The organism is Microbulbifer mixtoriginis (SeqCode) (assembly GCF_052467705.1).
Genome location: NZ_CP174322.1, coordinates 585,692 through 603,412, shown reverse-complemented (window position 1 = coordinate 603,412; position 17,721 = coordinate 585,692). Strand labels below are relative to the sequence as shown.

The window sequence follows — 17,721 nt, the reverse complement described above, 5'->3', positions numbered from 1 at the left end:
CAATTGTGAACGTAACCATGCAAGAATCCCCGAACTTTGAAATTGGCGGTATCGCAGTGGCCAAGGGGGAATCCCGCCATATAGACCTGCCTGTAGTCAGCCTCTACACCAATACAGAAATGGCCATACCCGTTTATGTACAGCGCGGTAAACGGGAGGGGCCCACGATTTTTGTCTGTGCGGCCGTGCACGGCGATGAGCTGAACGGCATCGAAATCATCAGCCGTTTGATTCAGAGCCGCAGTCTAAAATCCCTTCGCGGTAACCTGATTGCCGTACCTATGGTCAATGTCTACGGTGTGCTCCAGCACACCCGCTACCTACCCGATCGCCGCGACCTCAATCGCAGCTTTCCCGGTTCAGCCAAAGGCTCCCTGGCTGCGCGAATGGCCCATGTGTTTCTACGTGAGATAGTGGCCAAATGCGATTACGGCATCGATCTACATACCGGGGCCGCCCACCGCAGTAACCTTCCCCAGGTACGCGCCAATCTCGACGACGATGTGACCCGTGCCATGGCCAAGGCTTTCGGTGTACCGGTATTGCTGAATGCATCGATTCGCGATGGCTCCCTACGCCAGGCGGCCGCAGATCGGGGAGTGAGAATCCTCCTTTATGAGGCAGGAGAAGCCCTGCGCTTTGATGAGTTGTGCATTCGCGCTGGGCTGAAAGGAGTGACTAACGTTCTCAGGCATCTGGGTATGCTCCCGGTAAGGCGCAGACGCAGCTTAATAGAACCCTTTATCGCTCGTAGCAGTGGCTGGCTAAGAGCTGGCGACAGCGGCATAGCCACCCACCTTAAAGCGCTTGGTGATCAAGTGTACGAAGGTGACCTGCTCGCCACTGTTGCCGACCCCTATGGCAATGAACTAGACCAGGTACGCAGTAATGGCGAGGGAATCATAATCGGCAAGCAGAACATCCCACTGGTGCAGGAGGGCGAGGCGATGTATCACATCGCCTATTTCCACGAACCCCAGGAGGTAGTTGAAAACCTCGAGTTATTGCAGGACAGCCTACTACCGGATGAGAACTTTTAGAGGCGCCCTACTGTTTCTGAAGCAACTCCAATACCTCTTTACTGGGAAAGCCCTTCTCCTCCACACCGGCGCTCTTCTCGAAAGCCTTTATCGCTTTTCGGGTTCCCGGACCAGCTTTACCATCAATTTCACCACTGTAGAAACCCTTCTGCTTCAGCAGTTTTTGCAACTGTTCAACTTGACTGCCGTCGAGGGGAGTAAATGGGCGGTTCCAGTCTTTCACCAGCGGCGCGCCGCCGCCAATACGATCCGAAAGTAAACCGATGGCTATAGCATAACGATCGGAGTTGTTGTAACGCTTGAGTACAAAGAAATTCTTAAATACTAGAAATGCCGGACCATTGCGCCCATCAGGCAGCTTCAGCTCCGCCACAGCTTTCTTACTTGGAAAGGGCTCACCATTGGCGCGCTTGACTCCGAGCTTTTCCCACTCCGCAACTGTCAATTTACCGCCCGGCATTTTCTTGGCGGGAATGGTGACTTCATAGCCCCAGGGCTTACCTTTCTGCCAGCCATTACTGGAAAGCAAATTGGCTGCGGTAGCCAGTGCATCCGGCACCGAATTCCAGATATCACGCTTGCCGTCGCCGTCGATGTCTACAGCATAAGCCTGGTAACTGGTGGGGATAAACTGCGTATGCCCCATAGCTCCTGCCCAAGATCCAAGCAGGTGTTGACCTTCAACATCACCGGCCTGCAGGATTTTCAGTGCCGCCAACAACTGCTGCCGACCAAACTTCTTGCGCTGGGGATCTGCATAGGCCAGGGTCGCGAGGGAGCGGATTACACTGCGCATTACCGTCTCATTGCCAAGAATGCCTCCGAAGCTCGATTCCACCGACCAGATTGCCAGTAGGATATTGGGGTCCACACCGAAGCGCTTCTCGATTTTATCGAGCCAGGGCTGCATCTTCTCTTTTTCCCGCTTGCCCCGCTCGATAGCGCGCTTTTGCACACGGTTGTCGAAGTACTGCCACACCGGCGCCTTGAATTCCGGCTGGTAACTGGCTCTATCCAGTACCCACTGGTCAGGAGAGGTAATGCCTTTAAAGGCCTGGTCGTAAACCTGAGGGGAAATCCCATTCTTAACGGCCGTTTGGCGGAACTCCTTTACCCACTTTTCAAAAGCCGGGTCCGGCTTATCGGCAGCCTGAGCCTGTAGAGTGAATAACGCCAAACAGAGGGTAAGAACATAGAGCAGTGCGGGGAACCGTTGCAATTTGGGCATGGGAGTACCTTTGACACGACATTTCGCTCGCACAAGGTTAGAACGAGCCTCTCTCTTCCGGAAGGCGGATTTCTCCAATGGTGTCATCCGCTTGATCCGTCATTAATGGGGACAGTGGAGTCGAAAGGAAGTTCTGGTGATGGCGAGGCCCTGTGACCAGGGCCACAAAATCAGGGAATGACGTAAAAGAGTACGGCGAAGAAATGCAAAATACCGCCAGCCAGCACAAATAGGTGCCAAATAGCGTGGTGAAAACGCAGGCTGCGCCACAAATAAAAGGCAATACCGCCGGTATAACAGAGCCCCCCCAGCACCAACAGCCATAGACCACCGGTCTCAAGACTATTCGCCAGGGGCTTGATTGCAGCGATAACCACCCAGCCCATCAGGGCGCTGAGGGTGATCGACAGTGCACGGATCTTTTTCAAGGGAGTGAACTGGATAATCAAGCCCAGCAGTGCCAAGCCCCAGATAATGCCAAACAACCACCAACCCCAGGGCCCGCGTAGAGTCACTAGGGTAAAGGGCGTATAGGTGCCGGCAATCAGCAGAAAAATTGAGGAGTGATCCAGAGTTCGTAATATCGCCTTGGCGCCTATATGGCTGACGGCGTGATAAAGAGTCGAAGCGAGGAAACAAAGAATCAGGGTAGAGGCATAGACACTGGAGCTGACGATATGCCAGGCATCCCCACGCAGTGCGGCGAAACCAGTGAGAACACCCAAACCAGCAATAGCCAGAACGGCTCCGATACCGTGGGTTACGCTATTGGCAATCTCTTCAGCAAAGCTATAGCGGCTGGCAACGGAAACGGAAGAGGTCATAAATTGGCCCGATTGAATTCTGGTAGCGAGTGGCTTCAAAACCACTCGACCGATAACTTGAATCAGGTCTAATGATCAAAGGCCTCACTAAAAATAGCAAGGCCAGGGTTTGACCGTAGATTCACAAGCAGGCTTTAGAGGCTTATACGCTCGCGTTATGGATTCCCATTTCACATAGAGCGGAAGAGGCGCGAACGATCGTCTCGTTGCGGTCGGGACCTGTAGAAACAATATCTACCGGCGCACCCACCAGCTCTTCGATACGGGAGATATAAGCCTTGGCATTGGCCGGCAGGTCCGCCTCACGACGTACACCGAAGGTATTCTCTGTCCAGCCAGGCATGCTTTCGTATACAGGCTCTACCCCTTCCCAACCGGCAGCGTCGAAAGGTACCGGTACTTCTTCTCCGGCACTGTTGCGGTAACCGACACAGATCTTCACTTCCTCGAGACCATCGAGTACATCCAGCTTGGTCAGACACAAGCCGGAGATACTGTTAATACGAATAGCATGACGTACGGCAACGGCATCGAACCAGCCGGTGCGACGCTGGCGCCCGGTAGTAGCACCAAATTCATGTCCCTTCTCACCCAGGTGACGCCCTACTTCACAGTCGAGTTCGGTGGGGAAAGGGCCACTACCAACGCGGGTGGTGTAGGCCTTGGTGATACCCAGTACGTAATCCAGGTAGAGGGGGCCAAAACCAGAACCAGTGGCGGTGCCGCCAGCAGTGGTATTGGAGGAGGTCACAAACGGATAGGTACCGTGGTCAATATCCAGCAGGGAACCCTGGGCCCCCTCAAATAGGATGTGCTCACCCTGTTCTCGGGCCTTATGCAGCTGGTCGGCCACATCGATGATCATCGGCACCAGTTGCTCACGCCAGATCTTAGCCTGCTCGAGAGTATCCTCGTAGCTCACCGGATCGACTTTGTAGTATTCGGTCAGGGCAAAATTGTGGTAGTCAATCAGCTCCTTGAGCTGATTGCAGAAGTTCTCCCAGTTACACAGGTCACCGAGGCGCAGACCGCGGCGGGCAACTTTGTCTTCATAGGCGGGACCGATACCGCGACCGGTGGTACCGATTGCTTTGGCACCGCGCGCCTTTTCACGGGCCTGATCCAGTGCCACATGCACCGGCAGAATCAGAGGACAGGCCGGAGACAGGCGCAAGCGCTTGCGCACTGGAACACCGCGCTCTTCCAACTCAGACATTTCCTTGAGTAATGCTTCCGGTGACAGCACCACACCGTTGCCGATCAGGCAGGTCACGCTGGGGCGCAGGATACCGGAGGGGATCAGGTGCAGTACAGTTTTCTCACCGTCGATCACCAGGGTATGGCCGGCGTTGTGTCCGCCCTGAAAGCGCACCACCAGGGAGACCTGTTCTGTCAGCAAATCGACAATTTTACCCTTGCCTTCATCGCCCCACTGGGTACCCAGCACTACTACATTCTTGCCCATCTGTATCAATCTCTAACTCAGGTTTCGTTCTGCAGGAGGCCGAGAGGCCCCTACATCAATGAATCTTGCGGGGTTCACCGCACCAATATAGGCACATTATTGGCACATCCGCTGCGCCCGCCTTTGTTCAATCCCGGGGCTTTACCACCCAGGAGTTGCCCTCGAATACCAGCTCGCGATCACAACGCGAATGAAGATCGCTCTCTGCGCTATCGGAAAGAGTGGCAATGACCACCTCTCCCCGCTCGCGCAGCTCATCAATTGCGCGCCACAGCCCGGCGCCCTGGGAACCACTTACCTCCGGCGCGAGTATGGCGCCCTCAGCGGGTATCGCGCTGGTACCCAGCGTGTTGAGAGCCACTAAATCACTACTAAAGCCCGTTGCCGGGCGGTCCCGGCCAAATACTGCACCGATACCGTTGTAGCGGCCACCATTGGCGAGTGCCTGCCCGTGGCCCGGTGTGTAAGCGGCGAATACCAAGCCGGTTTCATAGTCGTATCCACGCACTTCACTCAAATCGAAGAACAGGGTCACCGCCGGGTAGCGCTGCCCCAGAGCCTCGGCGACCTGCTGCAGATCAGACAAAGCATCCAACAGAGCCTGCGGCGCTCCCGCCAACTGAGTGGCGGCTCGTTCCAGGCAGTCGAGCCCGCCGGCAAGACTGGGGAGAGCTTGCAGCCAGCCCGATACCTGTGAATCACTAATATTCTCAGACACCCAGCTGTAAACATCGGCACTGGCCTTGTTCTGCAGCAGCGCGGAAAGTTCTTCACGCTCACTGTCACCGAGCCCGGCTGCCTCGGCGAGACTTCGGTAAATCGCTACATGGCCGAGGTCCAAATAAATATCTTCTACCCCGGCAACCTGCAGGCTCTCCAGCATCAGGGAGATCACTTCGATATCTCCACTGAGGCTGTCCACGCCAAACAATTCCGCACCTATCTGGATCGGCGCACGCGAGCCCATCGCGGTACGTGGCCGGGTGTGCAGGACCTGACCCGCGTAGCACAGGCGGTTAGCCCCCGCACGAGGAAAACTATGCGCATCGATACGCGCGGTCTGCGGGGTAATATCGGCGCGAATACCGAGTGTGCGGCCGGAAATCTGGTCTGTGACCTTGAAGGTGCTCAGGTCGAGATCACGCCCCATACCAACCAGCAGGGACTCGGTGAATTCCAACATTGGCGGTATCACCAACTCGTACCCCCAGCAATGGTAGAGGTCCAACAGTCGGCGGCGCAGGGTTTCAACTTGAACAGCTCCCGCGGGCAAAATCTCCGCGATGCCATCCGGCAGCATCCAACGATCGGCTTGAGTCATGGTGAAACGGACTTTTCAGAGTTAATGAGGCGCGTCGGCTTCCACAAAAAAACCGGGCGAGGCCCGGTTTGCGTGATTTTAGCACCAACTGCCGGCAGGAAGGTAGGGCTGTCGCAAGGACAGCCACGACCTCGGGCAAACAGCTGGGGGTTAGGGATAATCCGCTGCCATTTGCCCCGCAAGTTGGTTTATTGCCCTTTAGGGTCCTTCAGATAGCGGAAAAACTCACTATCCGGATCCACCAGCAACATATCGGATTTGCTGCGGAAAGATTCCCTATAAGCCTGTAGGCTGCGCGTGAAGCGGTAGAACTCGGGGTTCTTGGTATAGGCTGCGGCATAAATCGATGCCGCCTCCGCATCCCCAGCACCACGCAGTTCTTCGGCCTGGCGGTAGGCCTCGGACTCAATCACCACCTTTTGGCGATCGGCATTGGCTTTGATCCGCTCACTGGCCTCCTGCCCTTTGGCTCGGTGATCCCTTGCCTCCAGCTCACGGCCTGCACGCATACGCTGGAACACGGACTCGGAGACTTCTGGTGGCAGGTCGATGCGCTTGACGCGCACATCGATCACCTCCACACCCAAGTCGCCCTGAGCAACCTTATTCAGGTTTTTGGTGATCTCCGCCATCAGCTCATCGCGCTCACCACTGACTACCTCATGCAGGTCACGCACACCGAACTGGTTACGCAGCTGATCGTTGATCCGCTCAGACAGTAGACGCACCGCATTGCGCTCATCGCCACGGGTAGCGATGTAGAACTTACTCACATCGGAGATACGGTATTTAGCGTACGAGTCCACCATCATGAACTTGTTTTCGCTATTGAGCATACGCACCGGGCTTGAATCCACAGTTTGGATACGAGCATCAAACTTACGCAGCTTCTCCGCAAACGGAATCTTGAAGTAGAGCCCCGGCTCGGTATAGGTGCGCACCAGCTCACCAAAGCGCAGCAACACGGCCTTTTCCGTTTCCTTCACCACGAAGGCGCTGGAGGAAACCAACAGGACGACGAGCAGCAGTGCAACAATAATTCCCAAAGATTTGTTGTTCATTCCATCACCTCCTAGCGAACAGTCTGGCTGCGGCGGCTGCTGGCGGCATCCTGACGCAGGCGCTCGACGATACGCTGGTAGACCTCTTCGATTACGATCGGGGAGGTGTCTTTACGTTGGGCCGCCTGGGATGAGCTCTCCTGTGCCAGCTTATCCAGCGGCAGGTACATCATGTTGTTGCCACCCTCGACATCCACCATGACTTTCGAAGTACTGGACATTACATCCTGCACCGCATCCAGGTACAGACGCTCGCGAGTCACTTCCGGCGCACGCTCATACTCTGTGAGCAGCTTCTCGAAGCGTACCGCCTCACCGCGGGCACTCTCGACTACACGGGCCTTGTAGGCTTCCGCCTCTTCGATAATGCGCTGGGCCTGACCGCGGGCAACAGGGATCACCTGGTTGGCGTAAGCCTGGGCTTCATTTTGCAGACGCACCTCATCCTCGCGGGCCTTGGTTACATCGTCAAAGGCATCCTGCACTTCGCGGGGCGCCTTGGCGTCAGTCAAGTTCACCACATCGATACGGATACCCGTTTGGTACAAATCCAGGTACTCCTGCAGGCGCTGTTGGGTGTCGGTGGATACCTGGGTCCGGTTTTGCGAAATCACACCGTTCAGAGTGAGAGAGCCCACTACGTGGCGCAGGGCACTGTCAGTGGCCTCCTGTAAACTCTTCACAGGTTCGCGTACACGCAGTACAAAAGACTCCGCATCACTTACCTGCCATTGCACGGTCAATACCACTTCAACGATATTGGCATCTTCGGTCAGCATCTGTCCGGTGGTGCGCTCGGTACGCACCTCAGTCATATTGACCTTGGTTACACTGTCGATCAGCGGTGGATTCCAGTGCAGGCCGGCCGATTCGGTCGAGTGGTATTTACCAAGGCGCAATACCACCGCCTGTTCGTTGGCATTGACCTGATAAATACCAAGCCCTGCATAAATCAATACGGCAACAACAATCACCAGCATCCAGGGAAAGTTGCCCGTTCCAGTACTGGGACTGCCACCAAACAACCCACCGAGTTTCTGCTGGACTTTGCGGAACAGTTCGTCGAGATCCGGTGGGCCATCGTTATTGCGGTTACCACCGCCGCCACCCCAAGGGTCTTTGCCGTTGTTACCACCCGGTTCATTCCAGGCCATCTAAATTACTCCAACTCTGATCATTTAAGCTTTGACTCCGGCGGATTCTAGCATTCCCCGCCGGCAAAATATTGCCGCCAGACCTCTGCTGAAGGCAAGTTTGTCGCAATTGGGGCCGCATCGGCCACACGAAAATGTGCTGGCGCTAGTGTTCTTGCGCCTCATTATCATCGGGAAGTGCCTCTTGTGGCAGCCACTCCGGCTCTTCACCACCATCTGTAAATGGGGCCAGTAAACGCTGGAAATCACTGCGAGGAAGCAACAACTGCAATTCGCAATCGCCATTATCCCGATAGTGTTCGCTCTGCACCGCGTTGATCTGGTAGAGCTGTGCGCGCAGGCGGGATTGCTGTGGTTTTACCACCAGCAGCCCCTGTACCATCTGCTCTCCCAGGCGCTCTGCAATCGCCTCCACCAGCAGGTCACAACCAGCACCGGTCACCGCAGAGAACCAAACCGCACGCGGTACCCCCTCTTCATCGCGGTCAATGCGGGGCTCACTGTCGGCGAGCAGGTCGATTTTGTTGTACACCAGCAGCTGCGGAATATCCGCAGCACCAATTTCTTCCAGTACGGTCTGAACCTCTTCCATCAGGTGCAGACGATCTTCTGCGGCGGCATCCACCACATGTAGAAGCAGCGTTGCCTGCGCAGCCTCTTCCAGGGTCGCGCGGAACGCCTCCACCAGTTTGTGTGGCAGGTGCGAAACAAAACCTACCGTATCAGCAAGGATCATGGCGCCGACATTGGGTAATTCAACCCTTCGCATAGTAGGGTCTAGGGTCGCGAACAGTTGATCGCGCACATACACGTCGGCATCAGTAAGCCTGTTAAACAGTGTCGACTTACCGGCGTTCGTGTAACCCACCAGGGAAACCGTAGCCACTTCGGCACGGGAGCGCGCACGCCGGCCCTGCTCTCGCTGGCGGCGAACTTTTTCCAGGCGCTTCTCAATGGAATCGATACGCGCACGCAATAAACGCCGATCCGTTTCCAGCTGGGTCTCGCCCGGTCCGCGTAAACCGATACCGCCTTTCTGCCGTTCCAGATGGGTCCATCCTCGCACCAGGCGGGTGGTCATATGGCGCAATTGCGCCAGCTCCACCTGCAACTTACCTTCATGGGTGCGCGCACGCTGGGCGAAGATATCCAGAATCAGGCCGGTGCGATCCAGCACCCGGCACTTGAGTTCACGCTCAATATTGCGCTCTTGGCTGGGTGAGAGGGTGTGATCAAAGATCACCAGCTCGGCACCCTGCTCTTTCACTTCCTGGCGAATCTCTTCCAGCTTACCTCGACCAACAAAGGTTTTAGGGTCTGGAGTGGCACGTTGTCCAAAAATAAAACTGACCGGATCGGCTCCGGCAGAGAGGGCCAGCTCCTCAAATTCGCGAGGATCATCGGGGCTGTCTATAGCGGAGAGTTCAAGGTGTACCAGTACTGCCAGTTCACCAGATTCCGGTCGATCGAAAAACAATGGGAAATCTCTATATGAGGAAATGGGCGCCTATCTGGCTCCCTAGATTGAAATGGCAGCCGCAAGTCCAACTCCGGATTCACTCGGCTGCTTGCGCCCCGGTAACGGGGCGCGAGTCTCGTTAAGCGCAACTCAATCAGCTGAAAGATTCGCGCTCACCGCCTTCACCATTGCCCTCGCCGCCATGCTGTGCGGCTGGGTTCAACAGGGGGACGCGCACTGCGCGGGACGGTACAACAGTAGAAATAGCGTGCTTGTAAACCATTTGGCTGACGGTATTTTTCAGCAACACCACAAACTGGTCGAAAGATTCAATTTGCCCTTGGAGCTTGATGCCGTTTACCAGATAGATAGAAACCGGGATACGCTCTTTGCGCAATACGTTGAGGTAAGGGTCTTGTAAGCTGTGCCCTTTTGACATCTTTTTTCTCCTTGTCAAAAAGCTGAATGCGGTATGCAGGCCGCAATCGTATCCGCGAAGTGCGCGGATCAAAAAACGACTGAGGTCGAATACGCGTAATAAGTAGTGTAGTTGCGAGCCGGAAAAGGCCGACCCTGTGAAAACTGACTGACTGAGCTTGTCGTTTTATAGCCCAACCACGTTATGGATGCTCAAGCGAGAAATTTCAAGGCTTCGGCCAATATTTCATCATTCTCACGCACCCTACCCTCGCTGTCCTGAGTGTACAAAATTTCCAACTCGGGCCAGCGCCGCAACCACGTCAGCTGTCGTTTGGCCAACTGGCGGGTGGCGGCAATTCCCGCAGCAACCATCTCATCATAATCGCAGTGCCCTTCCAGATACTGCCACACTTGACGATAGCCCACCGCACGAATCGCCGGTAGATCCTCATGCAGATCGCCACGATCAAATAAACCGCGCACTTCCTGCACAAACCCAGCTTCGAGCATCCGCTTAAAGCGCAGTTCGATACGCCGATGTAGCAGCGACCTGTCCCGGGGCATTATCGCCAACTGAGTCAAGTGGTAGCATTCCTGTACCCCGCCACCAGATTGTTCTCGACGCAACTGGGAAAGAGGCACACCGGTAAGCCGATAAACCTCCAGCCCCCGCTCTATACGTACCGAGTGATTAGGATGCAGTTCCGCGGCTAATTGCGGGTCGACTTGTGCGAGTTCCGCATGCAATGCCGGCCAGCCTTCACGTTCGGCACGCACTTCAATCTCAGCGCGTAGCTTCAGGTCGGCCTCTGGCAACTTTGCCATTCCTTCCAGGAGAGCACGGAAATACAACATAGTTCCGCCAACCAGTAAAGGGATCTTACCGGCTGCGCTGATTTCGTCCATAGCTTCGAGAGCATCTTTGCGAAATCGGCCGGCAGAAAAAGACTCGCTGGGATCACAGATATCGATCAAGCGATGGGGATAGCGGGCCAGCTCCTCCCCGCTGGGCTTGGCCGAGCCCACGTCGAGGCCCCGATAAACGAGAGCCGAATCCACACTAATTAATTCCACCGGCAGGCGATCGGCCAAAGCCATGGCCAAATCCGTCTTGCCCGATGCCGTGGGACCCATCAAAAAAATTGCGCGGGGTTTATCGTCCAGAGTGCGCTCGCTCAAATCACCACCTACTTCCAAAACGCGATTATTGACCGCGCATAAACCACTTATCCATATCCGCCAGTTTAACCTGGGTCCAGGTCGGACGGCCGTGATTGCACTGGCCGCTGCGCTCAGTGCGTTCCATATCCCGCAGCAGCGCGTTCATTTCCGGAATCGTCAAGCGGCGGTTGGCACGTACAGACCCGTGACAGGCCATGGTGGCGAGCACTTCGTTGATTTGCTCGCCTATACGCTCGCTGTCACCCTGCCCAAGTAAATCTGACAATACATCGCGCACCAGTTGCTCCACCTGAGCACCGTGCAACATGGTCGGCACCTGCCGTACCAGTAAAGTTTCCGGGCCTGCGCGCTGTAGCACGAATCCGAGAGCCGTAAACACTTCGCTGCGCTCCTCGAAGCAATCCGCCTCGCGCTGGCTGACCGCCAGGCTCACTGGTACCAGCAATGGCTGTGCCTGAATACCGCCCGCAGCATGGGCCACTTTCATCTGTTCATAGACAATACGCTCGTGGGCGGCATGCATGTCCACCACGATCATGCCCTGCTCGTTCTGCGCGAGGATATATATGCCATGCAGCTGAGCGATGGCAAAACCCAACGGCGGAACATCTTCTCCATTAGCACTCTCGTTAATCGTGGGTGCCTGCGCAGCCATTGGTGCAACAGGAGCGCCAGCCGGAAGCGCATCTGGAGAAGGTACCGCAGGCTCAGCAACAGCCGCCGGCTCCCGATAGGGTTGATGCAAGGCACCGTAGGCATTCATTTGCTGCTGTAAGCTCGCCGGTGAGGGGCGATTGGAGAGCGGCATTTTTTGTTGGCCGGAAAACTCTCCTGCCTGAATACCACTGACTCTTTCAGCAGCACCATTTTCTTGCCCATCAGCCTCTTCAGCTTGCTCATCTTTCTGCCCTGGGCGCACATCCGCCAGAGCCCGATGCAAACTGCCAAACAAAAAGTCGTGTACCAAGCGACCATCGCGGAAACGCACCTCGTGCTTGGTTGGGTGTACATTTACATCTACCGATGCCGGGTCCAGCTCCAGATAGAGCACAAACGCCGGATGGCGGCCGTGATAGAGCACATCCGCAAAGGCACGGCGCACCGCATGACTCACCACCTTATCGCGGATAGCACGCCCATTGACGTAAAAGAATTGCAGATCGGCCTGGGAGCGGGAGAAAGCCGGCTCGGCCACCCAACCCCATAGGCGCAAACCACTGCGCTCCACATCGATATGCAGGGCGTTCTGCATAAACGCCGGACCGCATACCTGCGCCACGCGGCGCTCCATCTCCACACGGCCGTTGCCGGCGCGCAGATTGTGCACGCCCTTGCCGTTGTGGCGCAGAGTGATAGACACATCGAAGCGGGACAGCGCGAGGCGCTTGATGGTGTCATCGATACGGTTAAATTCAGTCTTCTCGGTTCGCAGAAACTTACGCCTCGCCGGCGTATTGAAAAATAGATCACGCACATCCACGGTGGTGCCGCGGGGGTGGGCCGCTGGGGCCAGCTGCGCCTGCATATCACGGCCCTCGGCACTCACTTGCCAGCCCTTGCCGCTCTCATCGCGGCTACTGATCAGATTCAATCGCGCGACAGAGGAAATACTGGCCAGGGCCTCACCACGGAAACCCAGGGTGGCCACCGCTTCCAGATCTTCCAGCACATGGATTTTCGATGTGGCATGGCGCGCCAACGCCATGGGCAAATCCTCTTTCTCGATACCCTTACCGTTATCCCGCACTTTCATGCGCTTGATACCGCCATTATCGATATCCACTTCCAGCCGCGTGGCGCCAGCATCCAAACTGTTTTCCAGCAGCTCCTTGATTACAGAGGCGGGGCGTTCGACCACCTCACCGGCAGCGATCTGGTTGGCGAGACGCGGAGATAATTGCTGGATACGTTCGTGCATAACTCTGTCTTGTTAACGCTAATTTGAAGGGCCGATAAGGCGGTAACTTTGCGGCTAACCCGAGGGGATACTCAGAGTCTGCCCCACGCGGATCACTGAGTTTTTAATACCGTTGGCTTTCTTCAGGGAGGCCACGGAAATCCGGTAACGCGCGGCAATTCCGGACAGTGTCTCGCCGCGGCTAATCACATGGCGACGCGACTTGGCAGGCTTATTGGTTGCCAACCAGGTACCCGCCGGAGGGTTAGCGCGGAAGTAAGCCACTATACCCTCACTGAGCTTTTCTGCCATACGCTGCTGAAACTTGGGATCACTCAATCGCCGTGACTCGTAGGGGTTAGTGATAAAGCCTGTTTCCACCAAAATTGAGGGTACATCCGGGTTGCGCAACTCCGAAAAATTCGCCTGCTCCACTTTCTTTTTGTGCAAGTGTGTAAAGCTGGCCAGTGAATTCAGTACACTGGCGCCAATATTCAGGCTGGCATTCATGGTGGCGGTCATCGACAAATCCAGTAATACCCCGGCCAGGGTGTCATCCTTGTCATCCAGGCTCAAGTCACCGACACCGCCTATCAGATCGGATTCATTTTCCCGCTGGGCCAGGAAACGTGCAGTCTCACTGGTAGCGCCACGCGAGGAAACTGCATAGACACCGGCACCGCGGGCCTCCTTGCGGGTAAAGGCATCGGCGTGAATCGAAATGTACAGATCCGCGCGCATTTTGCGCCCCTTCTTCACCCTCTGACGCAGAGGAATAAAGTAATCGCCGGTTCTGACCAATTTTGCGCTGAAACCCCGCTCGCGATCGAGTTCTTTGTGTAGTTTTCGCGCAATAGCCAGCACCACATCCTTCTCGCGCAGACCTCTGGGACCCAGTGCACCCGGATCCTCACCGCCGTGACCAGCATTCACGGCAATAACGATGTCGCGTTCAGTACTTACCTGCTGCAGGGTCTTCTCTTGATTTTCCACTTTGTCGTAAAGATCAAGCACCAGGCGATCCGGCAGTAATTCATGACGGCGCAGGGAAAAACTGCGCGGATTGATCTGCTGCTTCAGATCGAGGACAACGCGCAGGTCTTTCTTGTTGTGGCGGGCGTGGCGTACTTGGGCGATGGGAGTACCCTTCAGGTCCAGAGTATCTAACTGCGCCTTCAATTGGGTATCGGCAATATCCACCACAACACGATGTGGCCCGCTCAAGGTGAACAACTTGTGCTCCGCCGGGCCGCTCAAGTCGAAGACCAGGCGCGTGTGGTCCGGCGCCCGCCACAGGCGCACGCCCTCCACTTCAGCCGCCATCAGCGGCAGTGCAATTACCAGCCCAGTTACCAGGGCCACCAGCGAGCGCCACATCCTACTCATTACTTCCCAACCCTTTCACTTATTGTTTTTACACATCCCTGAATCCCGGCCAATTGCTATTTATTTAGCATCTTTGCCAGAGTATCGAGTACCGCTTCTCCCTGTTTGGAATGGGTATTCAATAGCAGCTGGCGGCCGCTGTCCGGTACTTGCAGAGTCAACTCCAAGTCCGGTTCAGGTAAAACGCCAGCGCCACGTTCCGGCCATTCCACCAGGCTCAGGCTATGCGTGGCGAAGTAGTCCCGCACCCCCATAAACTCCAACTCTTCGGCATCTCCCAGGCGATATAGGTCGAAGTGATATACCCGCTGGGGTCCAAGTTCGTAGGGCTCAACCAGGGTGTAAGTGGGGCTCTTCACCGCACCCTGATGCCCAAAGGCTCTAAGCACGCCGCGACAAAAGGTGGTCTTGCCGGCACCCAATTGGCCATTCAGGTACAGAGTGAGCCCCTGCTGGAGACCACTGGCCAGGCAGGCGCGGCCCAGCGCTTCGCCGCCTGCCACCGTTGCCTCTTCGTCCGCTAAATGCAATTTCAGTTCACTCACTATCAGTCCACCAACCGTCGAATCCAGGGCAATAAATCTGTGGCCAGTAAGCCGCGCTGACCATCCTCCGCGGCGCGGTTACCCGCTTCGCCATGCAGCCAAACTGCCAGGCGCGCCGCATCTACCAAAGGCAGGTGCTGACCGATCAAGGCCGCCACTATTCCGGTAAGCAGGTCCCCCATGCCTCCCGAGGCCATACCCGGATTACCGCTGTTGATCAGATCGACACCGCCTTCGTGGGCAATCAGAGTGCCGGCGCCTTTTAGTATCACCACACCACTGAATTTCTGCTGAACTGCCACCGCCGCCGCGCGGGGGTCTGCCAGTACCTCGGCGGTATCGCAGCCGAGCAGGCGCGCCGACTCGCCGACATGGGGCGTTAGCACCCAATCATCGCGTTTTACACCTGCGAGTACCCGCCCGGCGGCGAGGATATTCAGTGCATCCGCATCCACCACCAGCGGCACCTGAGCGCGGCCGGCGCGGGCCAGCAGCTGTTCGCTCCAGGGAGAGCGGCCAAGACCCGGGCCCACTGCGATGACATCGGGCCCCTCTAAAAGTGGCTCCAGTTCCTGGCCAGAAATAACCGGATGGGCCATGACCTCTGGGCAGCGGGTCAAAGCGGCAATTAAGTGTTCCGGGCGGGTTGCCAGGGAGATCAGACCGGCACCACTGCGTGCAGAGGACTGCGCCGCCATCAGCGCTGCGCCACCGAAACCGCTGTCGCCACCAACCACCAGAATATGGCCAAACATATTTTTGTAGCTGTCCGCAGCACGCGTGGGCAGGCGCCTCAGGCTGGAGCCCTCAAACCGTTGCGCCAGGGGCTCTACTGCTTGATAAACCGGTGCGGGGGCGCCGAGATCGGCAAAGATCACCTCGCCACAAAGCGCCGGGCCACGCCCACAGTAGAGGCCCAGCTTGCGACCGATAAAGGTCACGGTCATATCGGCCTGAACGGCCAGATCAGCGCTGCCACTATCGGCACTCAGGCCCGAAGGAATATCCACAGAAAAAACCGGACCGGGACTCTTGCGAATTCGCTCAATGGCATGAGCAACATCCTGACGCAACTCACCGCTAAACCCTGTCCCCAGCAGTGCATCCACGATCAGGGTGTTACCATCGGTACTGTCCAGCTCGGTCAGGGAGGTCAGCACCTGAACGCCTTCGCGAACGGCGTAGGCATGGGCCTCGCGGGCATCGCCCTTCAAGAGTTCGGGGTCGCTACAGGCAAACACCGTCACCGGTATCTTCTTCTGCGCGGCCAGAGCCGCAATCACATAGCCATCACCGCCGTTGTTGCCACCGCCACAAAATACCTGGATGCGGCCGATATCCGTCCAGCGGGCGCGCAAATGGGTGAAAGCTGCGCGGGCCGCGCGCTTCATCAGCTGTATCGAAGGAATTTCCAGCGCGGCGATTGTTTGTCGGTCGAGTTCCCGTACCGATTCGGCACTGTACAAAGGTTGTGGCGTATCCATGCGGCTCCCGCAATGTGGTGAAGATGTCATCTGTGGCAAAATGGGCAATTGTATTGCTGGCACTTGCACTGACAGCAAAGTATACCGCCCCGGCCAGTCATTGTGCTTGCATGGGATATCGAGCCGCTTTATCTATGACCGAATCACTGCTCGCCGAATTAGCCGACCTGATCAAACTCTGGGGACGGGAGCTGGGCTTCCAGCAAGTTGGTATCACCGACTGCCAGCTGGAGGAGGACGGTGAGCGCCTGCGCGCTTGGATCGATAAGGGCTACCACGCGGATATGGAGTGGATGGGCGCCCACGGGGAAAAGCGCTGGCGCCCGGCACTACTGGAAGAGGGAACCGTGCGCGCCATCAGTGTGCGCCTGGACTACCTGCCACCGGATACCCAGCCGATCAAAGTGCTCAAGGATTCCAGTAAGGCCTATGTCTCCCGTTACGCCAATGGTCGCGACTACCACAAGCTGATTCGCAAGCGCCTGGCCAGCCTGGCCAAGAAGATCGATGCCTTCTGTGCCGAACAGGGTATCGATTCCAAGGGGCGCGCCTTTACCGACAGCGCACCGGTAATGGAACGCGCTCTGGCGCGCAAGGCCGGCCTCGGCTGGGTCGGCAAGAACTGCCTGCTGATCAATTCCAAAGCTGGCTCTTTTTTCTTCCTCGGCGAGATCTATACCAATCTGCCCTTGCCTGTCGATGAGGGAGATTTTGCCGACGAGTGCGGCGATTGCGTGGCCTGCCTTAAAGTCTGCCCAACCGATGCCTTTATCGGCCCGCGCACCTTAGATGCCGGGCGCTGTATCTCTTACCTAACCATCGAAAACAAGGGGCCGATTCCGGAGGAATTCCGCGAGCCAATCGGCAACCGGGTTTTCGGCTGCGACGATTGCCAGACAATCTGCCCCTGGAACAAGTTCGCCAAACCCACCGCAGAGCAGGACTTCCACCCGCGCCACGGCCTCGACAACGGCGAGCTGCTGGCGCTGTTCAACTGGAGCGAGGAGGAGTTTTTGCGCAAGACCGAGGGCTCGCCAATCCGCCGTATCGGCTATGAGCGCTGGCAGCGCAACCTAGCGGTGGCGCTCGGCAATGGCGCGGCCAGCGAGGAGGTATTCGAAAGCCTGGAACAATCGCGGCAAACGGCCACGCCTCTGGTGCTGGAGCATATCGATTGGGCCCTGGCGCGGCTACGCAGTGGACGCAAACGCAAACGCAAGATCAAACGCGTAACCTGAGCCCCTTATCGAGGCAT

The 17,721-nt window shown here is 56.7% G+C and carries 15 protein-coding genes; 2 read left to right on the top strand and 13 right to left on the bottom strand.

The genetic code is table 11. The features are described 5' to 3' along the window. The first annotated feature begins 17 nt into the window (after positions 1-17). Positions 18-1,040, top strand: a complete 1,023-nt coding sequence (locus ACJJIB_RS02810) for a succinylglutamate desuccinylase/aspartoacylase family protein (protein WP_444887803.1) — start codon at positions 18-20, stop codon at positions 1,038-1,040. A gap of 7 nt (positions 1,041-1,047) precedes the next feature. On the opposite strand, the gene ACJJIB_RS02805 is transcribed toward ACJJIB_RS02810, so the two are convergent. From ACJJIB_RS02805 to ACJJIB_RS02745, 13 genes are all read right to left on the bottom strand, one after another. Next, on the bottom strand, positions 1,048-2,268 hold the full coding sequence (locus tag ACJJIB_RS02805; RefSeq protein WP_444887802.1) for a lytic murein transglycosylase: 1,221 nt from the start codon (positions 2,266-2,268) through the stop codon (positions 1,048-1,050). Between the two features lie 170 nt (positions 2,269-2,438). Further along, entirely contained in the window at positions 2,439-3,092 is a 654-nt protein-coding gene (gene trhA / locus ACJJIB_RS02800) for a PAQR family membrane homeostasis protein TrhA (protein WP_252084211.1), read from the bottom strand. A 142-nt stretch (positions 3,093-3,234) separates the two neighbouring features. Beyond that, positions 3,235-4,557 carry an adenylosuccinate synthase gene (locus ACJJIB_RS02795; protein WP_444887801.1) on the bottom strand — a complete coding sequence of 441 codons (1,323 nt, stop codon included), beginning with the start codon at positions 4,555-4,557 and terminating at the stop codon, positions 3,235-3,237. A 127-nt stretch (positions 4,558-4,684) separates the two neighbouring features. Continuing rightward, a complete protein-coding gene (locus ACJJIB_RS02790; RefSeq protein WP_444887800.1) occupies positions 4,685-5,878 on the bottom strand; it encodes an ATP phosphoribosyltransferase regulatory subunit in 1,194 nt (397 codons plus the stop codon). A gap of 188 nt (positions 5,879-6,066) precedes the next feature. Further along, positions 6,067-6,939 (bottom strand): protease modulator HflC, encoded by an 873-nt coding sequence (hflC, locus tag ACJJIB_RS02785; RefSeq protein WP_252084208.1) that lies wholly within the window; start codon positions 6,937-6,939, stop codon positions 6,067-6,069. An 11-nt stretch (positions 6,940-6,950) separates the two neighbouring features. Next, a complete protein-coding gene (gene hflK / locus ACJJIB_RS02780; protein WP_444887799.1) occupies positions 6,951-8,093 on the bottom strand; it encodes an FtsH protease activity modulator HflK in 1,143 nt (380 codons plus the stop codon). Positions 8,094-8,238: 145 nt separating this feature from the next. Continuing rightward, complete coding sequence (hflX, locus tag ACJJIB_RS02775) at positions 8,239-9,570, bottom strand: ribosome rescue GTPase HflX (RefSeq protein ID WP_444887798.1); 1,332 nt, start codon at positions 9,568-9,570, stop codon at positions 8,239-8,241. Positions 9,571-9,706: 136 nt separating this feature from the next. Further along, the gene (hfq, locus tag ACJJIB_RS02770) at positions 9,707-9,991 is read right to left on the bottom strand and encodes an RNA chaperone Hfq (RefSeq protein ID WP_020413623.1); all 285 of its coding nucleotides are present in this window, start codon (positions 9,989-9,991) and stop codon (positions 9,707-9,709) included. Between the two features lie 191 nt (positions 9,992-10,182). Then, the gene (gene miaA, locus ACJJIB_RS02765) at positions 10,183-11,106 is read right to left on the bottom strand and encodes a tRNA (adenosine(37)-N6)-dimethylallyltransferase MiaA (protein WP_444888894.1); all 924 of its coding nucleotides are present in this window, start codon (positions 11,104-11,106) and stop codon (positions 10,183-10,185) included. A 70-nt stretch (positions 11,107-11,176) separates the two neighbouring features. Next, the gene (gene mutL, locus ACJJIB_RS02760) at positions 11,177-13,072 is read right to left on the bottom strand and encodes a DNA mismatch repair endonuclease MutL (RefSeq protein ID WP_444887797.1); all 1,896 of its coding nucleotides are present in this window, start codon (positions 13,070-13,072) and stop codon (positions 11,177-11,179) included. A gap of 54 nt (positions 13,073-13,126) precedes the next feature. Continuing rightward, positions 13,127-14,437 (bottom strand): N-acetylmuramoyl-L-alanine amidase, encoded by a 1,311-nt coding sequence (locus tag ACJJIB_RS02755; protein WP_444887796.1) that lies wholly within the window; start codon positions 14,435-14,437, stop codon positions 13,127-13,129. 56 nt (positions 14,438-14,493) lie between these two features. Then, positions 14,494-14,982, bottom strand: a complete 489-nt coding sequence (gene tsaE, locus ACJJIB_RS02750) for a tRNA (adenosine(37)-N6)-threonylcarbamoyltransferase complex ATPase subunit type 1 TsaE (RefSeq protein ID WP_444887795.1) — start codon at positions 14,980-14,982, stop codon at positions 14,494-14,496. A 2-nt stretch (positions 14,983-14,984) separates the two neighbouring features. Further along, positions 14,985-16,466 (bottom strand): NAD(P)H-hydrate dehydratase, encoded by a 1,482-nt coding sequence (locus tag ACJJIB_RS02745; protein ID WP_444887794.1) that lies wholly within the window; start codon positions 16,464-16,466, stop codon positions 14,985-14,987. A 134-nt stretch (positions 16,467-16,600) separates the two neighbouring features. Here ACJJIB_RS02745 and queG point away from each other — a divergent pair, with 134 nt between their 5' ends. Further along, a complete protein-coding gene (gene queG / locus ACJJIB_RS02740) occupies positions 16,601-17,704 on the top strand; it encodes a tRNA epoxyqueuosine(34) reductase QueG (protein WP_252084201.1) in 1,104 nt (367 codons plus the stop codon). Positions 17,705-17,721: the final 17 nt, after the last annotated feature.

Excerpts from the sequence above, each read along its gene's own strand:
- ACJJIB_RS02810 (WP_444887803.1), top strand. The coding sequence starts at position 18 with ATGCAAGAATCCCCGAACTTTGAAATTGGCGGTATCGCAGTGGCCAAG.
- ACJJIB_RS02805 (WP_444887802.1), bottom strand. The coding sequence starts at position 2,268 with ATGCCCAAATTGCAACGGTTCCCCGCACTGCTCTATGTTCTTACCCTC.
- trhA (WP_252084211.1), bottom strand. The coding sequence starts at position 3,092 with ATGACCTCTTCCGTTTCCGTTGCCAGCCGCTATAGCTTTGCTGAAGAG.
- ACJJIB_RS02795 (WP_444887801.1), bottom strand. The coding sequence starts at position 4,557 with ATGGGCAAGAATGTAGTAGTGCTGGGTACCCAGTGGGGCGATGAAGGC.
- ACJJIB_RS02790 (WP_444887800.1), bottom strand. The coding sequence starts at position 5,878 with ATGACTCAAGCCGATCGTTGGATGCTGCCGGATGGCATCGCGGAGATT.
- hflC (WP_252084208.1), bottom strand. The coding sequence starts at position 6,939 with ATGAACAACAAATCTTTGGGAATTATTGTTGCACTGCTGCTCGTCGTC.
- hflK (WP_444887799.1), bottom strand. The coding sequence starts at position 8,093 with ATGGCCTGGAATGAACCGGGTGGTAACAACGGCAAAGACCCTTGGGGT.
- hfq (WP_020413623.1), bottom strand. The coding sequence starts at position 9,991 with ATGTCAAAAGGGCACAGCTTACAAGACCCTTACCTCAACGTATTGCGC.
- miaA (WP_444888894.1), bottom strand. The coding sequence starts at position 11,106 with ATGGGTCCCACGGCATCGGGCAAGACGGATTTGGCCATGGCTTTGGCC.
- mutL (WP_444887797.1), bottom strand. The coding sequence starts at position 13,072 with ATGCACGAACGTATCCAGCAATTATCTCCGCGTCTCGCCAACCAGATC.
- ACJJIB_RS02755 (WP_444887796.1), bottom strand. The coding sequence starts at position 14,437 with ATGAGTAGGATGTGGCGCTCGCTGGTGGCCCTGGTAACTGGGCTGGTA.
- ACJJIB_RS02745 (WP_444887794.1), bottom strand. The coding sequence starts at position 16,466 with ATGGATACGCCACAACCTTTGTACAGTGCCGAATCGGTACGGGAACTC.
- queG (WP_252084201.1), top strand. The coding sequence starts at position 16,601 with ATGACCGAATCACTGCTCGCCGAATTAGCCGACCTGATCAAACTCTGG.